At 33.1% G+C, this 17200-nt stretch carries 18 protein-coding genes; 16 read left to right on the top strand and 2 right to left on the bottom strand.

Annotated features, from left to right (window positions below; genetic code table 11):
* Positions 1–155 precede the first annotated feature (155 nt).
* Complete coding sequence (locus ERL59_RS09625) at positions 156–1313, top strand: aminotransferase class V-fold PLP-dependent enzyme (RefSeq protein WP_160646002.1); 1158 nt, start codon at positions 156–158, stop codon at positions 1311–1313.
* A gap of 24 nt (positions 1314–1337) precedes the next feature.
* On the opposite strand, the gene yyaC is transcribed toward ERL59_RS09625, so the two are convergent.
* The gene (yyaC, locus tag ERL59_RS09630) at positions 1338–1934 is read right to left on the bottom strand and encodes a spore protease YyaC (RefSeq protein WP_160646003.1); all 597 of its coding nucleotides are present in this window, start codon (positions 1932–1934) and stop codon (positions 1338–1340) included.
* Positions 1935–2104: 170 nt separating this feature from the next.
* Between yyaC and ERL59_RS09635 the strand changes: the two genes are divergently transcribed.
* Both ERL59_RS09635 and ERL59_RS09640 read left to right on the top strand, forming a co-directional pair.
* Positions 2105–2341, top strand: coding sequence for a DUF3343 domain-containing protein (locus tag ERL59_RS09635; protein ID WP_160646142.1), 237 nt, complete (start codon positions 2105–2107; stop codon positions 2339–2341).
* A 29-nt stretch (positions 2342–2370) separates the two neighbouring features.
* A complete protein-coding gene (locus tag ERL59_RS09640; RefSeq protein ID WP_160646004.1) occupies positions 2371–2568 on the top strand; it encodes a DUF951 domain-containing protein in 198 nt (65 codons plus the stop codon).
* Between the two features lie 298 nt (positions 2569–2866).
* On the opposite strand, the gene ERL59_RS09645 is transcribed toward ERL59_RS09640, so the two are convergent.
* A complete protein-coding gene (locus ERL59_RS09645; RefSeq protein WP_160646005.1) occupies positions 2867–3055 on the bottom strand; it encodes a YjzC family protein in 189 nt (62 codons plus the stop codon).
* A 291-nt stretch (positions 3056–3346) separates the two neighbouring features.
* Between ERL59_RS09645 and rpsF the strand changes: the two genes are divergently transcribed.
* The 13 genes from rpsF (at position 3347) to ERL59_RS09710 (ending at position 17191) form a co-directional block, all read left to right on the top strand.
* Positions 3347–3634, top strand: a complete 288-nt coding sequence (gene rpsF / locus ERL59_RS09650; protein WP_160646006.1) for a 30S ribosomal protein S6 — start codon at positions 3347–3349, stop codon at positions 3632–3634.
* Positions 3635–3663: 29 nt separating this feature from the next.
* A complete protein-coding gene (ssb, locus tag ERL59_RS09655) occupies positions 3664–4116 on the top strand; it encodes a single-stranded DNA-binding protein (protein ID WP_160646143.1) in 453 nt (150 codons plus the stop codon).
* 36 nt (positions 4117–4152) lie between these two features.
* On the top strand, positions 4153–4461 hold the full coding sequence (gene rpsR / locus ERL59_RS09660; protein ID WP_160646007.1) for a 30S ribosomal protein S18: 309 nt from the start codon (positions 4153–4155) through the stop codon (positions 4459–4461).
* 150 nt (positions 4462–4611) lie between these two features.
* Positions 4612–5493 carry a DUF2232 domain-containing protein gene (locus tag ERL59_RS09665; RefSeq protein ID WP_160646008.1) on the top strand — a complete coding sequence of 294 codons (882 nt, stop codon included), beginning with the start codon at positions 4612–4614 and terminating at the stop codon, positions 5491–5493.
* A gap of 34 nt (positions 5494–5527) precedes the next feature.
* Positions 5528–7486, top strand: coding sequence for a DHH family phosphoesterase (locus ERL59_RS09670; RefSeq protein ID WP_160646009.1), 1959 nt, complete (start codon positions 5528–5530; stop codon positions 7484–7486).
* The gene (rplI, locus tag ERL59_RS09675) at positions 7483–7926 is read left to right on the top strand and encodes a 50S ribosomal protein L9 (protein ID WP_160646010.1); all 444 of its coding nucleotides are present in this window, start codon (positions 7483–7485) and stop codon (positions 7924–7926) included. The genes ERL59_RS09670 and rplI overlap by 4 nt, the downstream gene beginning before the upstream one ends.
* Positions 7927–7955: 29 nt before the next feature.
* Positions 7956–9317 carry a replicative DNA helicase gene (gene dnaB, locus ERL59_RS09680; RefSeq protein ID WP_160646011.1) on the top strand — a complete coding sequence of 454 codons (1362 nt, stop codon included), beginning with the start codon at positions 7956–7958 and terminating at the stop codon, positions 9315–9317.
* A gap of 197 nt (positions 9318–9514) precedes the next feature.
* On the top strand, positions 9515–10804 hold the full coding sequence (locus tag ERL59_RS09685) for an adenylosuccinate synthase (RefSeq protein ID WP_160646012.1): 1290 nt from the start codon (positions 9515–9517) through the stop codon (positions 10802–10804).
* A gap of 211 nt (positions 10805–11015) precedes the next feature.
* Complete coding sequence (locus tag ERL59_RS09690; RefSeq protein WP_160646013.1) at positions 11016–11642, top strand: hypothetical protein; 627 nt, start codon at positions 11016–11018, stop codon at positions 11640–11642.
* 72 nt (positions 11643–11714) lie between these two features.
* Entirely contained in the window at positions 11715–13238 is a 1524-nt protein-coding gene (locus ERL59_RS09695) for a M23 family metallopeptidase (RefSeq protein ID WP_160646014.1), read from the top strand.
* 129 nt (positions 13239–13367) lie between these two features.
* Positions 13368–14078 carry a response regulator YycF gene (gene yycF / locus ERL59_RS09700; RefSeq protein WP_160646015.1) on the top strand — a complete coding sequence of 237 codons (711 nt, stop codon included), beginning with the start codon at positions 13368–13370 and terminating at the stop codon, positions 14076–14078.
* Between the two features lie 3 nt (positions 14079–14081).
* Complete coding sequence (gene walK, locus ERL59_RS09705) at positions 14082–15908, top strand: cell wall metabolism sensor histidine kinase WalK (protein ID WP_160646016.1); 1827 nt, start codon at positions 14082–14084, stop codon at positions 15906–15908.
* Positions 15908–17191 (top strand): YycH family regulatory protein, encoded by a 1284-nt coding sequence (locus ERL59_RS09710; RefSeq protein WP_160646017.1) that lies wholly within the window; start codon positions 15908–15910, stop codon positions 17189–17191. The genes walK and ERL59_RS09710 overlap by 1 nt, the downstream gene beginning before the upstream one ends.
* Positions 17192–17200: the final 9 nt, after the last annotated feature.

The following is a 17200-nucleotide window of genomic DNA, read 5'->3' on the forward strand; positions in this document are numbered from 1 at the left end:
AATTTTAATGAAATATCCTTCTAAAATGATTGATGTATGGTATGTTTTTTTATAACTTGAGCATTTATACGGGCACCCAAAATAAAGCGCATTGGATGAATTATATATATAATTATAAGATGATGGTAAATAATGATATAAAAAGGAGAGATATGATGCAACTGAGATATTTTGATAATGCGGCATCATCTTGGCCTAAACCAACAACAGTCGTAGAGGCGATGAATGAAGTCGTTGTAAAATTTGCGGCAAATCCAGGTAGAGGTAGCCATCAAATGGCGGTACAGGCAAGCAGAGTTTTATTTCAAACAAGGATAGAGTTGGCCAAATTGTTTGGGATTAAAGATCCAAATCACATTTCATTTTGTTTAAATACAACGGAAGCTTTGAATTTAGCGATTAAAGGATTGTTAAAAGAAAATGAACACGTCATATGCACAAGCGTAGAGCATAACTCTGTAAGAAGACCTTTAGAATATTTAAAAAAGAAATTAAATTTAAATATTACATATTTAAAAACAAATGTCTTAGGTCAAATCAACCTAAAAGATGTAGAAAGATCAATTCAATCCAATACTAAACTAATTATTTGTAATCATAGTTCAAACCTATTAGGAAGTATCTTACCGATTGAACAAATAAACAAGATTGCCAAAGAAAAAGGTGTGATTACACTTGTGGATGGAGCACAAACTGCTGGACTTCTTCCAATAAATGTTGAGGAAATGGGGATAGATATATTAGCTTTTCCAGGTCACAAAGGTTTATTAGGTCCACAAGGAACAGGTGGGATCTATATTCATCCCGATATTGAGGTGGAACCTTTAATCCATGGTGGAACTGGAAGTCAATCTGAAAACATAGAACAACCTATAATTAGACCAGATCGTTATGAATCAGGAACACAGAATACACCAGGAATAGCAGGACTAAAGGAAGGAGTTAGTTATGTCTTGCATGAGAGTGTAGAGAAGATCCATTCGAAAGAATGGAAGCTCACACAAAGACTAATGGAAGGGTTATTAAAAATCCAAACAGTAAAAATATTAGGACCAAAGTTAGGGGATAATAAAACAGGAATTACTTCATTTAATATTGAAGGAATGGAAGCTTCAAGTGTTGCTTTCAGCTTAGATCGAAATTATAATATTGCAGTACGATCAGGGTTTCACTGTTCACCATTAGCACATGAAACAGTAGGAACACTCGAATTAGGTGCTGTGAGAGCTAGTGTTGGATATTTTACAACAGTAGAAGAGATTGATTATTTATTAGAAGCAGTGAAAGAAATAGTGCAAAAAAATAAAAGGTAAGAAAAAACTTAGAAAATTGATTACTTAAATTGTACGATTATAAGACTGGTGTTCTAAATATTGAGTGGAATATTGAATAGAATGGGCTATAATTTTAGACATTTCGACAACTAAGTTTAAGCGAGTGTTTTGCAAAACGAAGTATTCCATAAAACCACTAACATTAACAATACCAGTTACATGGATATTTCCTACAGAGGGTAAACTTTTATTTACTCCAGCACCAGGTTTTAAAGGACCACTTCCTACCTGAATATAGCCAACACTTGTGAGTTTTCCTAGACAGGCATCAACAGCGATAATGAAAGGATTATGATATTTATTTTTTATATCAGACAACTTATCATTTAAATTTACAGCATGAACAGGCTCCTCTAAAGTTCCATATATATCGAAAGTGCAGTTATTAAATTGACTGAGATGATAACCAACAAGAGGTCCTAAAGAATCTCCAGTAGAACGATCAGAGCCAATACATAATACAACGATTTTACGATCTGAAACCTCAGTAGATAATAATTGATATACACCATTTGTCAACTGTTTTTTATGATCTGGATCTTTATAAGATACTTTATAAGATTTTGATGTTAATTTATTATTCTTAGAGCCTAATTTCATAATAGTCCTCCTCTAAATATAGCTAAAGATTTTATTGCAAAAATATATTTATCTATTTAACTCGCTATAAAAAATAATTGATAAAAGAAGAATTACTTTACTAGTATACGAATGTAATCTATGATTTATACTACCTTTAAATAAAAAAATGAGGTTATCATGAAATGGAAATGTTAATTGCCTTTGATTCAACACAACAAGCCTTAAGAGCAGAGATGCTATTGGAATATGCAGAATTAGAAATTGACACTTGTCCGACACCTAAAGAAATTACAGCAGGATGCGCTCTATCAATAGAGTTTAAAAGGGAAGATTTAGAAATGGTCAAAAATATCATTTATTCAGAAAAAGTTGATATAAAGGGTATTTTTGAAAAGAAAAATAATCAATATGTTATTGTCAATTAATTTGTAATTTAAGAGAGGTGTGAAATTAGATGGAGAATAATCAATTTCAGATGGGTGATGTAGTACAAATGAAAAAACAACACCCATGTGGAACAAATGAAATGGAAATCATAAGGATGGGAATGGACATCCGAATAAAATGTTTAGGATGTCAGCATAGTGTTCTAATGCCAAGAAGCAAGTTTGTAAAGAGAATGAAAAAAGTATTAAGGTCAAAAAATGAGTGATTTTAATTTAAAATTCATATATGTATTCAATTGTTTAGCCATAAGTCTAATATCATTTATCTTAAAAAAAGTCTCACTCAAAAGTGTAAAAATGAATAAGTTAAAGTAAAGTTCAATTTTTGAGGAGATTTGACCGATGAACACTGATAACGAGAAAAATAAAGGGAAAAAAATTCAATCTATTCACATTATCGCTTATTCATTTGGTGTCATATTAGGATATATTGTAGGATATTTACAGCATTCATAAGTAAAGCTAAAAAACCGATCAAATCATTATCGGTTTTTTAGAAAGTAATTATTCGTTTTTTGGTGCACGGCTCCACTTACGATTGTGATTTTCATTTTGAGGGAAATGATCTCCCTTTTTTAAATTAACAATTTTTGGATCGGTGATTCCCATATGAAAGGATTTTTCACCTATCTCAATGTATTTTCCATCATTAGGAACTTTATCACCAGGTTCAAATTCTGTTTTTTCTCCCATTGTAATCCCTCCATTTTGTTGAAGTTCAATTATAAATTTCCCCAACAATAGCAATTATATAAATGACTAATTTATCCAGATTAAATTAAAAATATTTATCTTCTCAATTTATAAACCAAGACTTATATACCTTATATAATTATAGAGGATACAAAATTTGCAAAAGGAATTAAATATGTTGAATTAAAATCAAATTTTTGATATATTAGTCTATGTGCGAGTAAAATAAGCTAGTCTCGCTCCTTGCTCCTATTAAAAGGGGCCGTTAGTCCAAGAGGAGGTGAAATAAACATGCGCAAATATGAATTAATGTACATTATCCGTCCTGACATTGAACAGGAAGCGGTTGATGCAGCAGTAGAAAAGTTCCAAGGTATCATTAATAATGGTGGCGGAGAAATCACGAAACATGATGTGTTGGGAAAGCGTCGTCTAGCGTATGAGATCGATAAATTCCGTGATGGGGTCTATGTTCTTGTTAACTTTTCAACTGAATCAGCAGTTGTTGATGAACTTGATCGCGTGATGAGAATTTCGGATGAAGTTGTCCGTCATTTGGTCGTTAATGATGTTGCTTAAGGTATGTTTGAAGTCTGAGAGGGGGTTAGCTGATGAATCGTTCTATTCTAATTGGTAGATTAACAAAGGATCCTGAACTTCGTTATACACCATCAGGTGTTGCGGTAACTCAATTTACTTTAGCGGTGGATCGTCCTTTTACAAATGGGCAAGGTCAAAGAGAAGCAGACTTTATCAATATTGTAACTTGGAGGAAGTTAGCTGAAACTTGTGCAAATTATTTGCGAAAAGGTCGGTTAACAGCAGTTGAAGGAAGAATTCAGGTACGAAATTATGAAAACAATGAAGGAAGACGTGTTTATGTTACTGAAATTGTTGCAGACAATGTAAGATTTCTGGAATCCGCAAACACTCAACGGGATGATCAGCATAATCAAGATATTGGAATGCCAGTTGAACCTTCAAGAAAACCAATGAATCAAGATCCTTTTTCAGATGATAGTAAACCTATCGACATATCGGATGATGACTTACCATTTTAATGATGAAATATACCTTGGAAGGAGATGAAAACTCAAATGAGCGAAAATAAAACAGAAGAACGTAATGAACAGCGATCCGAACGTCCTGAACGCAGAGAGCGTAAATTTGGCGGTGGAGGTCGTAGAGGTGGAAGAGGCAAGCGACGTAAAGTATGTTATTTCACAGTAAATAAAATCAAACATATTGATTATAAAGATATAGATACATTAAAGAAATTTATTAGTGAAAGAGGTAAAATTTTACCTCGTCGAGTAACTGGTACTTCTGCTAAGTATCAACGTGAATTAACAATTGCGATTAAACGTGCACGTCAAATTGCATTGTTACCATATACAACGGAATAGTTTTTGATAAAAAGACACTGAGGGAAATCCTTATTGTCTTTTTTTCTTAGTTAAACAAGCAAATTCCTTATTTATGATATAATAAGATAATCTAAATGATATACTATGCTTGTATCAAACTAGAGAACATAAATGCATGAGGTGAATACATTGTTAAAATATAGCTGGAAATCTTTTTTATGGAGTTTAGCGTACATATTAATTTTATTATCTTTATTTACACCGCTTAGTATCATTACATTTAGCATTATGTTAGTTCCAGCCATTATTTTAGCTGTTACCTTAAACAAAAAAACGCTTGTGTTACAATATATGATCAGTATTCTTATTTGTAGTTTTATTTTTCCCCCTTTATCCATTGGTATTGTGATACTATCGTTATTTATTTTGATTCCTTCCATTATAATGAGTAGTTTATATAAAAAGGAATCTGCTGCTGTGACCATTGTTATAGGTACGATTACGATGTTGGTGTTATTTGTTTCAGTGTTATTTGTTGGTTCTTTATTGGATTTTAATATCTCTACTGCAATGGAAGAACTAGTAAATGAAGTTGTGCTTCAATATCCTGAATTAAGCGAAATAACTACGGAACAAACACTGATGATGCTCCAAAATATGCTACCATTTTACCTTATAATGAGCTCAGTATTCATCGTTGTAATCTCCCATTGGGTAAGTCGTGTAATACTTCAAAAAATGGACATACAGATTCCTAAGATGAAACCGATAAAGGATTGGAAATTACCTAAATCATTAATATGGTATTATTTAGGGGCATTGCTGTTACAATTATTTATGAATCCAGAAGAAGGTTCATATACTATGTTAATTACTGTAAACTTAATTCCCTTGTTATCATTTATTTTCTCTATCCAGGCGATTTCGTTTATATTTTATATTGCAGATTTAAAAAAATGGAGGTTTCTCCCAATTTTAGGCATTGTTCTATATCCATTTATGTATTTTGTATATAGTTTTTTAGGAATGTTAGATATTGCGTTTGATATTCGTAAAGGATTTACCACGTGAAAAGTAAGAAAAAAACATAAGGAGCGATACTCATATGCCGAAGTTTCTTATGAATCGATGGCAAAACCTTCATACCATATTTAGTTATATTTTATTTTTTGCTCTCATTATTGTACTGTTCATTTATGAATGGATGATAGCTATTGTTGCATTAGCTATAGGCATTGTTTTGTTGTTATTATCCATAAGAGCAGACAAAACGTTCCATAAAGACCTTCATGATTATGTCATGACGCTTTCACATCGTGTTAAAAAAGCTGGAAATGAAGTCATTCATGAGTTGCCAATAGGTATGATTTTATATGATGAGGAAAAAAAGATTGAATGGCATAATCCCTATATTGCTCAAATGTTAGGAAAGGAATCTGTTATTGGGGAATCTTTATTAGAGTTTTTTCCTACATTGGTAGAAGAACAAGAGAACAAAGAAGTTGAAATATTTATTAACGAACAACATTATCAAATTTTGAAAAAAGATGATGAAAGATTAATTTACTTTACAAACATCACTGACTTTAAAAACCTAAGTATGAAACATGAGCAAGAAAAACTAGTGATGGGTATTATCATGATGGATAATGTGGATGAAGCAACTCAAGGAATGGATGACAAAACTCGTAGTTTGGTTTTAGCTCAAATCATTAGTGAACTTACAGAATGGTCCAATCAATTTGGTTTTTATATGCGTAGAATTTCATCAGACAAGTTTTTAATGATTATGAATCAAAAGGTATTACAATCATTAGAGGGGTCTCGCTTCGAGATATTAGATACGGTTCGAGATATGACCGCTGACTTAAAAATACCTTTAACATTAAGTATAGGTATATCGTCAGGCGTGGAAAATGTAATTGAGCTCGGATCTATTATGCAAACGAGTTTAGATATTGCACTGGGTAGAGGTGGTGATCAGGCTGCTGTGAAAGCAGGGGGGAACCTTACTTTTTATGGCGGTAGATCTAATGCAGTTGAGAAAGGGACTAGGGTTAGAGCAAGAGTGATTTCACATGCCCTTAGAGAGTTGATTAGGGATAGTAATAATGTGATGATTATGGGGCATGTTTATCCAGACCTAGATTCGATTGGCGCTGCTATTGGATTATTAAAAGCGGCTCGTCTTAGTGATAAAAAAGGATATATCGTTTTGGAGGATGTTAATCCTTCCATACAGTCGTTGATGGATGAAATTGAAGATCATGAAATATTAAAAGACAGCTTTATTTCACCAGAACAAGCATTGCAATTAATAGATAACCATACGTTAGTATGTGTAGTAGATGCCCATAAAGCTTCAATGGTTCCAGAACCAAAATTACTTCAAATTTCACAACGAATTTTTGTTGTAGATCACCATAGAAGAAGTGAGGAATTTATAAATGATGCAACACTTGTGTATATTGAACATTATGCTTCATCGACCTGTGAGCTAGTCACTGAAATTTTACAGTATTTTCACGATAAAATATCACTTGATAAATTAGAGGCGACTGCAATGCTTGCAGGCATCGTTGTAGACACAAAAAGTTTCTCATTACGAACTGGAGCTAGAACGTTTGAAGCTGCATCATTTTTACGTAGAAATGGAGCAAATTCCTCTACCGTACAAAGGATGTTAAAAGAAGATTTGCAGGAATACTTACAACAAATTGAGATTATAAAAAATGCTAAAATTGTTTATGATCATATTGCTATAGCGGTTGGAAAACCAAATCACAAAAATTCACAGTTGATCATTGCAAAAGTAGCTGATACATTGTTAAATATGACAGATGTTATGGCTTCTTTGGTCATTAGTGAACGACCTGATGGAAAAGTGGGGTTAAGTGCTAGATCATTAGGAGAAGTGAATGTTCAAATCTTAATGGAAAGAATGGGTGGTGGAGGCCATTTTTCCAATGCGGGAGCACAGGTTGAAGGCAACGTTGAAGAAGTCTCTGAAAGGTTGGAGCAAGTGTTGTCTGAAGTAATTAAGGAAGAGGGGTTATTAAAATGAAAGTAATCTTTTTACAAGATGTGAAAGGACAAGGCAAAAAAGGTGAAGTTAAAAATGTATCTGAAGGTTATGCTAGAAACTTTTTAATTCCCAGAGGATTAGTAAGTGTAGCTACAGGCTCTAACGTAAAACAATTAGAACAAAAGAAAAAATCTGAGCAAAAAAAGAAAGATCAGCAAAAACAAGATGCAGAGTTGCTTGCTAAAAAAATAGAGTCCACTACAATTGAGATGAAAACAAAAGCTGGTGAAGGTGGGCGTTTATTTGGTTCTATTACAAATAAACAAATTGCAGAAGAATTAAAGAAACAGAAAATAGTAGTTGATAAAAGAAAGATTGAATTAGATTCTCCTATTCGTACCCTAGGCGCTACAAAAGTCCCGATTAAAATACATCCAGAAGTAACAGCAGTCGCTAAAGTACAAGTGACAGAAGAATAATTTGAAATAGATCAAAGGGGAAGTTCAAGATGAGTGGTGAGACGTTTTTTGATCGCATACCTCCGCAAAATATTGAAGCAGAGCAGGCTGTATTAGGAGCGATTTTATTAGATAGTGAAGCATTAATTGCTGCTTTGGAAATCATTAAAGAAGACGATTTTTATAAAACCTCTCATCAGCGGATTTTTGAAACCATTATTTCTTTAGGAGAGGACCAGGAACCCATAGATTTAGTTACCGTTACTGCTAGATTACAAGATCAGCAGTGGTTAGAAGATGTGGGTGGAGTTAGTTATTTGTCAGAACTTGCAAATGCAGTACCAACTTCAGCAAATATTGATTATTATGCTAGAATTATTGAAGAAAAGTCTATTTTAAGAAAATTAATTAGAACTGCAACACAGATCGTTAGCAATGGATATACAAGTTCTGAAGATATCAGCAATCTATTAGGTGAAGCAGAACAGAAAATATTAGAGATTTCCAATCGAAGACAAAACAATGGATTCGTTGCTATTAAAGATGTGTTGATGGACGTGTTTGAACAAGTTGAGTTTTTATATAATCATAAAGGTGGAATCTCAGGAGTACCTTCTGGATTTACAGATTTAGATAAAATGACTACAGGTTTTAAACCGAATGATTTGATCATCGTAGCCGCAAGGCCTTCTGTCGGTAAAACGGCATTTGCATTAAACATTGCACAGAATGTGGGAGTACGGGCAAAAGAAACTGTAGCCATATTTAGCCTTGAGATGTCAGCAAGTCAATTGGTTCAACGTATTATTTGTGCTGAATCCAATGTAGATGCTGGTCGATTAAGAACAGGTGCACTTGAAGAAGAGGACTGGGAGAAAATGACGATGGCGATTGGAGCTCTCTCTGAAGCAAACATCTTTATTGATGATTCGCCTGGTCTAACCGTTTCTGAAATACGCTCTAAATGCCGTAAATTAAAACAAGAACAAGGATTAGGCATTATTTTGATTGATTACTTACAGCTGATACATGGAAGAGGTAATAGAGACAACAGACAACAAGAGGTTTCGGAGATTTCTAGAAATTTAAAAGCACTAGCTAGAGAATTAGAAGTTCCTGTTATTGCATTATCGCAGTTAAGTCGTGGAGTTGAGCAAAGACAGGATAAAAGACCGATGATGTCAGATTTACGTGAATCGGGATCTATAGAGCAGGATGCAGATATTGTTGCCTTTTTATATAGAGATGATTATTATAACCAAGAATCTGAAAAGAAAAATATTATTGAAATTATTATTGCTAAACAACGTAATGGACCTGTTGGTACAGTAGAGCTTGTATTTTTGAAAAATTATAATAAATTTGTTAATTTAGATCGATCACATGAAGTTACTGATGCAATGGCTCAGTAATGTGATAGATAGAATGATAACTATATTTCCGAACGATTTTATTTTTTTTAATAGAATTGTTCGTTTTTTATTGACTTTAATAGTCTACATTGCTAAACTTAGGATGCTGATTAAAGAAAACATTAAAATCATAGCAAGTTTTACTCTTTATGAGTAATTCAATATATAGGTATATCATCTACTGGGAGGTAATTATAATGTCTACTGTAGTTGTTGTTGGAACGCAATGGGGAGATGAAGGAAAAGGTAAAATTACAGACTATTTAGCTGAAAGTGCTGAGGTCGTTTCCAGGTATCAAGGCGGGAATAACGCTGGACATACCATTATTATTAACGGAGAAAAATACAAACTCCACCTAATACCTTCAGGCATTTTTTATGATGATAAAGTATGTGTGATTGGAAATGGAATGGTAATTCATCCAGAAGCTTTAATTAAAGAAATTAACTATATACATGAAAATGGATTTAAGACAAATAATTTAAAAATTAGCGATCGTGCCCATGTTATTATGCCTTACCATATCCTTTTAGATAAACTGGAAGAGAAACGTAAAGGTGATAATAAAATTGGTACAACAGGTAAAGGAATAGGTCCATGTTATATGGATAAAGCAGCACGAAATGGGATTCGTATTTCTGATTTAATGGATGAAGAATTATTTGAAGAAAAGTTAAGAAGGATGGTAGAAGAGAAAAATCAAGTCATCAAAAGTGTATTTGGAGAGCAACCTTTAGATGTCGAAACCATTTTAACACAATATAAAGGGTATGCAGAAACAATTCGTCCTTATGTAACCGATACTTCGGTTGTATTAAATGATTTGATTGATGAGGATAAAAAAGTCTTGTTTGAAGGCGCGCAAGGAGTTATGTTAGATATTGACCAAGGTACTTATCCGTTTGTAACCTCTTCAAATCCTAGTGCTGGTGGTGTATGTATTGGTTCAGGAGTTGGACCTACTAAAATCAATCAAGTTATTGGGGTAGCTAAAGCGTATACAACTAGAGTAGGAGACGGACCATTTCCAACGGAGTTAAACAATGAAATTGGGAATTATATTCGTGAAACTGGAAAAGAGTATGGAACTACAACTGGTAGAGCTCGTAGAGTAGGATGGTTTGATAGTGTTGTCGTTCGCCATGCAAAAAGGGTAAGTGGGATTACAGGTTTATCTCTTAACTCTATTGATGTATTAACAGGTTTGGAAACATTAAAAATATGTACGGGATATAAGCATAAAGGTGAAATAATAAAACATTATCCAGCCAATTTAAATATGTTAGCTGAATGTGAAGCAGTATATGAAGAACTTCCTGGCTGGAATGAAGATATTACTGGTGCAAAAACATTGGATGATCTGCCTAAACAAGCGAGAAACTTTCTAGAAAGAATAGAAACTTTGACAGGTATTCCAATTGCGATTTTCTCAGTTGGACCAAATCGTGAACAAACCAATCAAATTAAATCGATTTATGAATCATAGGATTTCTTTAAATAAAAGATTTAACATGAAACCCGGTCCTTCCGGGTTTTTTATTTTTTAGAGCGATATTGATCCATAATATGTGGTTTGTTTAATGGATAAAATTAAAAATAAGAATGATTTTTGAGAAATATAGGAATGAAATTCCATCTTTCTAGTCAATACTGTGAAGTATAGTTGCAAAAACGGTAGTATTGGCAGGAGGATGAATATGAAATTCATTGGTTGGTTAGGTAAAATATTGTTTCAAACGATTTTAGTAAGTATTCTTACCTTGTTTATTGCATGGTTTATGGTCAATTTATATGTTGACCGTTTAATGGGTCAATTAGATATAGAAAATACATTGCCCAAGATACAAATATCAGATGTACTATCTTATTTTGTGAATCAAGATAATTTTACAAGTAATGAGCAAGAATCAAACTCTTCATTAGAGGAGTTTATTAATGAACATGAACAGCAAAATACAGATCCAGAAACAGTAGAAAATGAAGTATTAGATGATTTTACTGATTCTCAAGAGGGTGATCTTGATGCAGTTGAGGTGTGGAATCAACAAGAGAATGCTGGAGGCTCTAAAGATATGGTCTCAGATGAAGTTTTATTTACAGCTGAAGCATTTACACAAACTAAGGATTTACTTTCTGATGAGGATAAAATGATGATCTTTTCACTAATTATATCCAATTTACCTCAAGGTAAGCTTCAAGAACTATCCACCATGATGGAAGAAGGAATAACAATAAATGAGTTAGTAGAAATAGAGTCGATTATGAAAGAGTATTTAGATGAAGCAGAATATAATCAATTGGTCACAATATTGGAAAAATATTAAACTACCAATAAGTTGATAAAGGGAGGTAAGCTATGTTAAAGTAAAAAGAAAATAATATGAGGGGACTTATGTATGAAGTTTAAATTGGGGCAAAAAGAGAGAAAGACACGCCCAAGGTTATCTAGAAAGTCGAATCATAAAATTCAAGATGTTGTATCTATCGCAAAAAATGAAGTTAGCAATTTGCATTTCTGGCTCATAGCAATCGTTATAGCGGCACTTTTTATATCCATAAGCATAGCATCTATCTATTTTTATATACATAAAAATACAAATCAAATCTACCATGTGTATTTCGGGGAAGAAAAAGTTGGGACTGTTTCTGATCAGCAGGTTATAAAAGATTTAGTAGCTGAAAGAGAGGAAGCACTAAATAACCAAAACCCTGATTTTGAGGTGCAATTAAACGTAGATCAAATTCGTTTTGAAAGTGAATCAGGATATAAACTAGTAAGTGATGACGAAGAAGTACTTGCTCAAGTTTCAAGAAGATTGCAGTCTCATGTCGTAGGTGTTGAGTTGGTAGTAGATGGTAAATTTATAGCTATCGTTAAAGATGAGGAAACAGCACAACAAATTTTAGAACAAATTAAAAGTAAATATACTGTAGAAGAGTCAATAGAAAAAGTAGAAAATGAAGTTGCTGTTTTATCAAAAAAACAAACAGATGAACCCAAAGTACAATCTACTTTAAAAGAAGTCAACTTTGTAGAAGAGGTTGAACTCAATGCGGTTGATACTCAACCTGAAAACATTAAGAATCCAGAAGATGTTCTTACTTCATTGCAAACCGGTGATAATGTAAATAAAAAATATACTGTAGTTGAAGGAGATTGTATTACTTGTATCGCTACGAAGTTGGACATTCCTTCTTGGGTCATCTATGAAAATAACAATTTGAGTGAAGATAGTATATTAAATATTGGTGATGAGCTGGATGTAACAGTAATAGAGCCAGTACTTTCTGTAGAAACGGTAGAGGAAGTAGTAGAGGTAATAGATATTGGTTATGATATAGAACCTATATATGATGATACATTAAAAGAAGGAAAAACCGTCATTGTTACAAAAGGAAAAAATGGTAAAAAAGAAAAAATTTATAAAGTATTCAAAACAGATGGTAGAGAACTTGATCAGAGTAAAAGGGAAACAATTAGTGAAACTGTCTTAATAGAACCTGTTAATGAAGTTGTAAGAAAAGGAACAAAGATTGTTCCTGGTGCAGGGACTGGTAACTTTAGATGGCCGTTAGTTAGTCCATCGATCACTAGTTATTATGGATACAGATGGGGTAGGCTTCATGCCGCTTTAGATATGGTATCAGGAAATAGAAAGATTCTCGCAGCAGATACAGGGACAGTTGTTTCTGCAGGATGGAATGGTTCTTATGGGAATGCTATTGTAATTGATCATAATAATGGATATAGAACACTGTACGGGCATCTAAGCTCCATTCATGTGTCTGTAGGTATGAATGTAGAAAGAGGAGAACAAATCGGTGTGATGGGGAGCACTGGAAACTCAACGGGTCCTCATTTACATTTTGAAATTATAAAAAATGGAGTTCAGAAGAATCCATTAATATATTTAAATTAATGTCAATATAAAATATAATGATAGATAGTGAGGTTCTTTACCCCACTATCTTTTTTTATAACATGAGAGACTCCGATAGGAGTTTTTGTTTATATAATTGAAGTTCATATAAAAAAGGCAGGTGTCAGTATGTTTGGGAAAATATTAGTTGTTGATGATGAACAACCTATTGCAGATATATTAAAATTCAATTTAGAAAAAGAAGGGTATCAGGTAGTGTGTGCATTTGATGGAAATACGGCAGTCAAAATGGCATATGAAGAAAAACCTGATCTTGTATTGTTAGATTTGATGTTACCTGAAAAAGATGGCATGGACGTATGCCGGGAAATTAGAATGAAGTTGAACACACCCATCATTATGCTTACAGCAAAGGATACGGAATTAGATAAAGTACTTGGATTAGAAATGGGAGCAGATGATTATGTAACTAAACCGTTTAGCACTAGGGAGATTTTAGCCAGAGTAAAAGCCCATTTACGTAGACAGTCTAAAACATTGGACCAAGTAAACAATCAAAACCAAGGATTAAAAATACATGATCTGTTTATCGATACAGAGATGTATGTTGTATATAAGGATACTGCAGCTTTGGATTTAACACATCGAGAGTTTGAGTTGATTCATTATTTAGCAAAAAATAAAGGGAAAGTGATGACAAGAGAGCATTTATTGCAAGCGGTATGGGGTTATGAATATTTAGGTGAAGTTCGGACAGTAGACGTCACCATACGTCGACTAAGAGAGAAAATAGAGGAAGACCCTAGTAAACCAAAGTATATTATTACAAGAAGAGGATTAGGCTATATAATGCTCAATCCTCAAACAGGAGGTTCCTGATGAATGAAAGGAACACGTTTCTTTCAAACAATACAAGTTAAGTTAATTATTATTTATGTATTGCTCATTTTAATTGCAATGCAATTGATTGGAATTTATTTTATTCGTACGATGGAAAATTCGGTCATTAATAATTTTACTGATTCTTTAAACAATGATGTTAATTTATTATCTAATATTGTTCAAAATTATTTAGAACCAAGCAATGATGACACAGGTTTAAATGAAAAAGACCTTCAAACTATCGTTGAAAATTGGAGTACTATTATCGGATCACAGATCCAAGTAATCGATGCAGATGCCATCGTAAGAAGTTCCTCGAATCAACCAGATATCATAGGTCAAAAAATTACACAACCTGCACAAGTCATTCGTGCTATTAATGGGATACAAGTGCCATTATGGGATGTAAAAGATAGTAGTAACATTAGAAAAAAAGCAATCGCTAAACCTGTTAAAAATGATGATAATAAGGTCATTGGTGCGATTTATATTTCTGCCTCAACTGAGGAGTTATTCCAAACGATTAATAATATTAAACAAATTTTTATAGCAGGTACAATTATTGCCCTCGTACTTACGGTTATGTTAAGTGTTGTTCTATCTAACACGATTACACAGCCTATTAAAATGATCACAAAAAAAGCAAAAGCATTAGCAGATGGAAAATATAATCAAGAAGTTGTTATTAGAAGCAGTGATGAAATAGGACAGTTAGGTTTTGCTTTTAATCATATGGTACAACGTCTAAAAGATGCTCTTTCCTCAAATGAAGAAGAAAAAAATAAAATTGCATCCATATTGTCAAATATGAGTGATGGAGTGATTGCCACAGATGATAAGGGTAAAGTGATTGTCATTAATTTACGTGCAGAACAAATGTTGGATATTCATGAAGAGGATGTCTTAGGGAGAGAAATAGCAGATATTCTGGGTACTTCTAAAGAAGAGATTGGACGTTATGTTTTAGGAGAACAGAACTCTGATATGATAGAATTGCCGCGTCATGAAGAAGCTGAGCCTTTGCAAGTCAAGGTAACTTTTACACCTATTCAACGTAGAGGAAGAGGGGTTACAGGAACCATTATTGTTTTACAGGATGTGACTGAGCAAGAAAAACTTAATCAGTCTAGAAGAGAGTTTGTGGCCAATGTTTCTCATGAATTGAGAACACCTCTTACAACGATAAAAAGTTATTTAGAGGCTTTAGAGGATGGTGCTTTGAATGAGGCTGATCTCGCGAAACGATTTGTTGGTGTGACTCGTAATGAAGCAGACCGAATGATTAGACTTGTAAATGATTTACTTCATTTATCTCGATATGATTCAAATCAAATGGTTGTTATGAAAAGAGAAACTGAAATCAAGCAAATGTTAGAGGATGTTGTAGATCGCTTTTCCTTTCAATTAAATCAGCGTAATATTAAATTAATGCTTTCAATCGATCCATCTATCTATACCCTCATGATTGATCCAGATAAAATAGATCAGGTATTAGACAATTTAGTATCTAATGCGATTAAATATACGGCTGATGAAGGAGAAATTATAATTAACTGTAGAAGAAAAGGGCAGGATTGGATTGAGATTTCAGTTGAGGATAATGGATTAGGAATTCCTAAAAAGGATATACATCGTATTTTTGAACGATTTTATAGAGTTGACAAGGCTAGATCACGTAATATGGGAGGGACTGGTTTAGGTCTTTCCATTGCAAAAGAAATTATTAACGCACATGGTGGAGAAATCACTTTAGAATCAGAGCTTCATAAAGGAACAAAAGTGACTTTTATTATACCGACTTTTCATCTGGAAGGTGAGCAGAAATGATGGAAAAAATAAAATCACTCATACTTACTTTATTAGTTTTTTTCAGCTTGTTTCAAAGTTATTTATTAGTATATAGTAAACCTGATTTTAATCCAGTAAATCAAGATGAGTATATTGATACAAGATTAAATGGTTCTCAGGAAAATGTAGTGAATATGATTTTCCCGAAACACATGGTATTGCATTTTGGTGATGACAAGCATACGATGGTATATCCGAATTTTAAGTTTTACAATGATATCTATGAGAAAATATCACAAAGAACCTTTGAAAGTTTCAGATCTGTCACCCTTTCACCAGTTGAAAAAGTAAAAATGAGAGAATATCAAGGGCTTGAATTAGAATTTATGGATGGAATTCCTGTGCAATGGTTGGAAAATAAGATGCAGGTTAATTCTGAAAGTATCAATCGTAATGTTAGCATAAATAAAATATGGATTTATGTGACTGAAAATCAGGAAATAAGAACTTTATTTTTCGATGAATCTACATCAAATGTTTATGAAGCAACAAAGGTAGATCTAAAAGTTGAGGACATTCAGGAGTTTGTTGGTTACGGTGAATTTCAACCGTCTTATCATACGAATAACGGCATATATTATGTTCCTGATGAATCGTTGCAGATGGTGAGATTAACGATGAGTTATAGCCGTTTTCAGAAAGATCAATTAGTTGCAAGTCTATTTGTTGATCCAAATCTAAGTCGTACTGTAGTTCATAGTGAAGGACGAGAAATTATAACCGATGGAGCGATTGTTCTAGAATTAGATGATAATCAAAATTGGATGAGTTATTATGATCCCGAAACACCAGTAGAAAGTTCATCTGACTTAATGGATGATTTATTAACCGCTATAAAATTTGTAAATCAACATGGGGGATGGAGAAGAACCCATTTAATTAGATCAATTTCTAATGAAGATGAAGAGCAATTTTTCAGGTTTCAACAATATGTAAAACCAGCACCTAATGTTCAAGCTTTACCAATACTTCCATCTGAGACACTCAAATTAGGTTATGTAGATATTACGATGCAAAACGGAGTAGTTACTGATTATGACAGATCTTTAATCAACCTGAGCAATACTATCGTACAAAGATCTACGTATCAATTACAAGGTGGGGAAGGTTTGGAACAACTGATTCGTAAATACGAGCAAGATTTTGACATTGTTAATATTTTTCCAGCATATTATCCTATCTTTAAAGAGGGTTATATTGATTTAATTCCATACTGGGCCTATGAATTATCAGATGGAACGTTCGGTTTGCTTTTACAGTGATTTCAACAT

It is taken from the genome of Chengkuizengella marina, assembly GCF_009910845.1.
Taxonomy (GTDB): Bacteria; Bacillota; Bacilli; order Paenibacillales; family KCTC-33759; genus Chengkuizengella; species Chengkuizengella marina.

What these genes read in the sequence shown, in the direction of transcription:
- ERL59_RS09625 (WP_160646002.1), top strand. Translation starts at nt 156, where the DNA reads ATGCAACTGAGATATTTTGATAATGCGGCATCATCTTGGCCTAAACCA.
- yyaC (WP_160646003.1), bottom strand. Translation starts at nt 1,934, where the DNA reads ATGAAATTAGGCTCTAAGAATAATAAATTAACATCAAAATCTTATAAA.
- ERL59_RS09635 (WP_160646142.1), top strand. Translation starts at nt 2,105, where the DNA reads ATGTTAATTGCCTTTGATTCAACACAACAAGCCTTAAGAGCAGAGATG.
- ERL59_RS09640 (WP_160646004.1), top strand. Translation starts at nt 2,371, where the DNA reads ATGGAGAATAATCAATTTCAGATGGGTGATGTAGTACAAATGAAAAAA.
- ERL59_RS09645 (WP_160646005.1), bottom strand. Translation starts at nt 3,055, where the DNA reads ATGGGAGAAAAAACAGAATTTGAACCTGGTGATAAAGTTCCTAATGAT.
- rpsF (WP_160646006.1), top strand. Translation starts at nt 3,347, where the DNA reads ATGCGCAAATATGAATTAATGTACATTATCCGTCCTGACATTGAACAG.
- rpsR (WP_160646007.1), top strand. Translation starts at nt 4,153, where the DNA reads ATGAGCGAAAATAAAACAGAAGAACGTAATGAACAGCGATCCGAACGT.
- ERL59_RS09670 (WP_160646009.1), top strand. Translation starts at nt 5,528, where the DNA reads ATGCCGAAGTTTCTTATGAATCGATGGCAAAACCTTCATACCATATTT.
- rplI (WP_160646010.1), top strand. Translation starts at nt 7,483, where the DNA reads ATGAAAGTAATCTTTTTACAAGATGTGAAAGGACAAGGCAAAAAAGGT.
- dnaB (WP_160646011.1), top strand. Translation starts at nt 7,956, where the DNA reads ATGAGTGGTGAGACGTTTTTTGATCGCATACCTCCGCAAAATATTGAA.
- ERL59_RS09685 (WP_160646012.1), top strand. Translation starts at nt 9,515, where the DNA reads ATGTCTACTGTAGTTGTTGTTGGAACGCAATGGGGAGATGAAGGAAAA.
- ERL59_RS09690 (WP_160646013.1), top strand. Translation starts at nt 11,016, where the DNA reads ATGAAATTCATTGGTTGGTTAGGTAAAATATTGTTTCAAACGATTTTA.
- ERL59_RS09695 (WP_160646014.1), top strand. Translation starts at nt 11,715, where the DNA reads ATGAAGTTTAAATTGGGGCAAAAAGAGAGAAAGACACGCCCAAGGTTA.
- yycF (WP_160646015.1), top strand. Translation starts at nt 13,368, where the DNA reads ATGTTTGGGAAAATATTAGTTGTTGATGATGAACAACCTATTGCAGAT.
- walK (WP_160646016.1), top strand. Translation starts at nt 14,082, where the DNA reads ATGAAAGGAACACGTTTCTTTCAAACAATACAAGTTAAGTTAATTATT.
- ERL59_RS09710 (WP_160646017.1), top strand. Translation starts at nt 15,908, where the DNA reads ATGGAAAAAATAAAATCACTCATACTTACTTTATTAGTTTTTTTCAGC.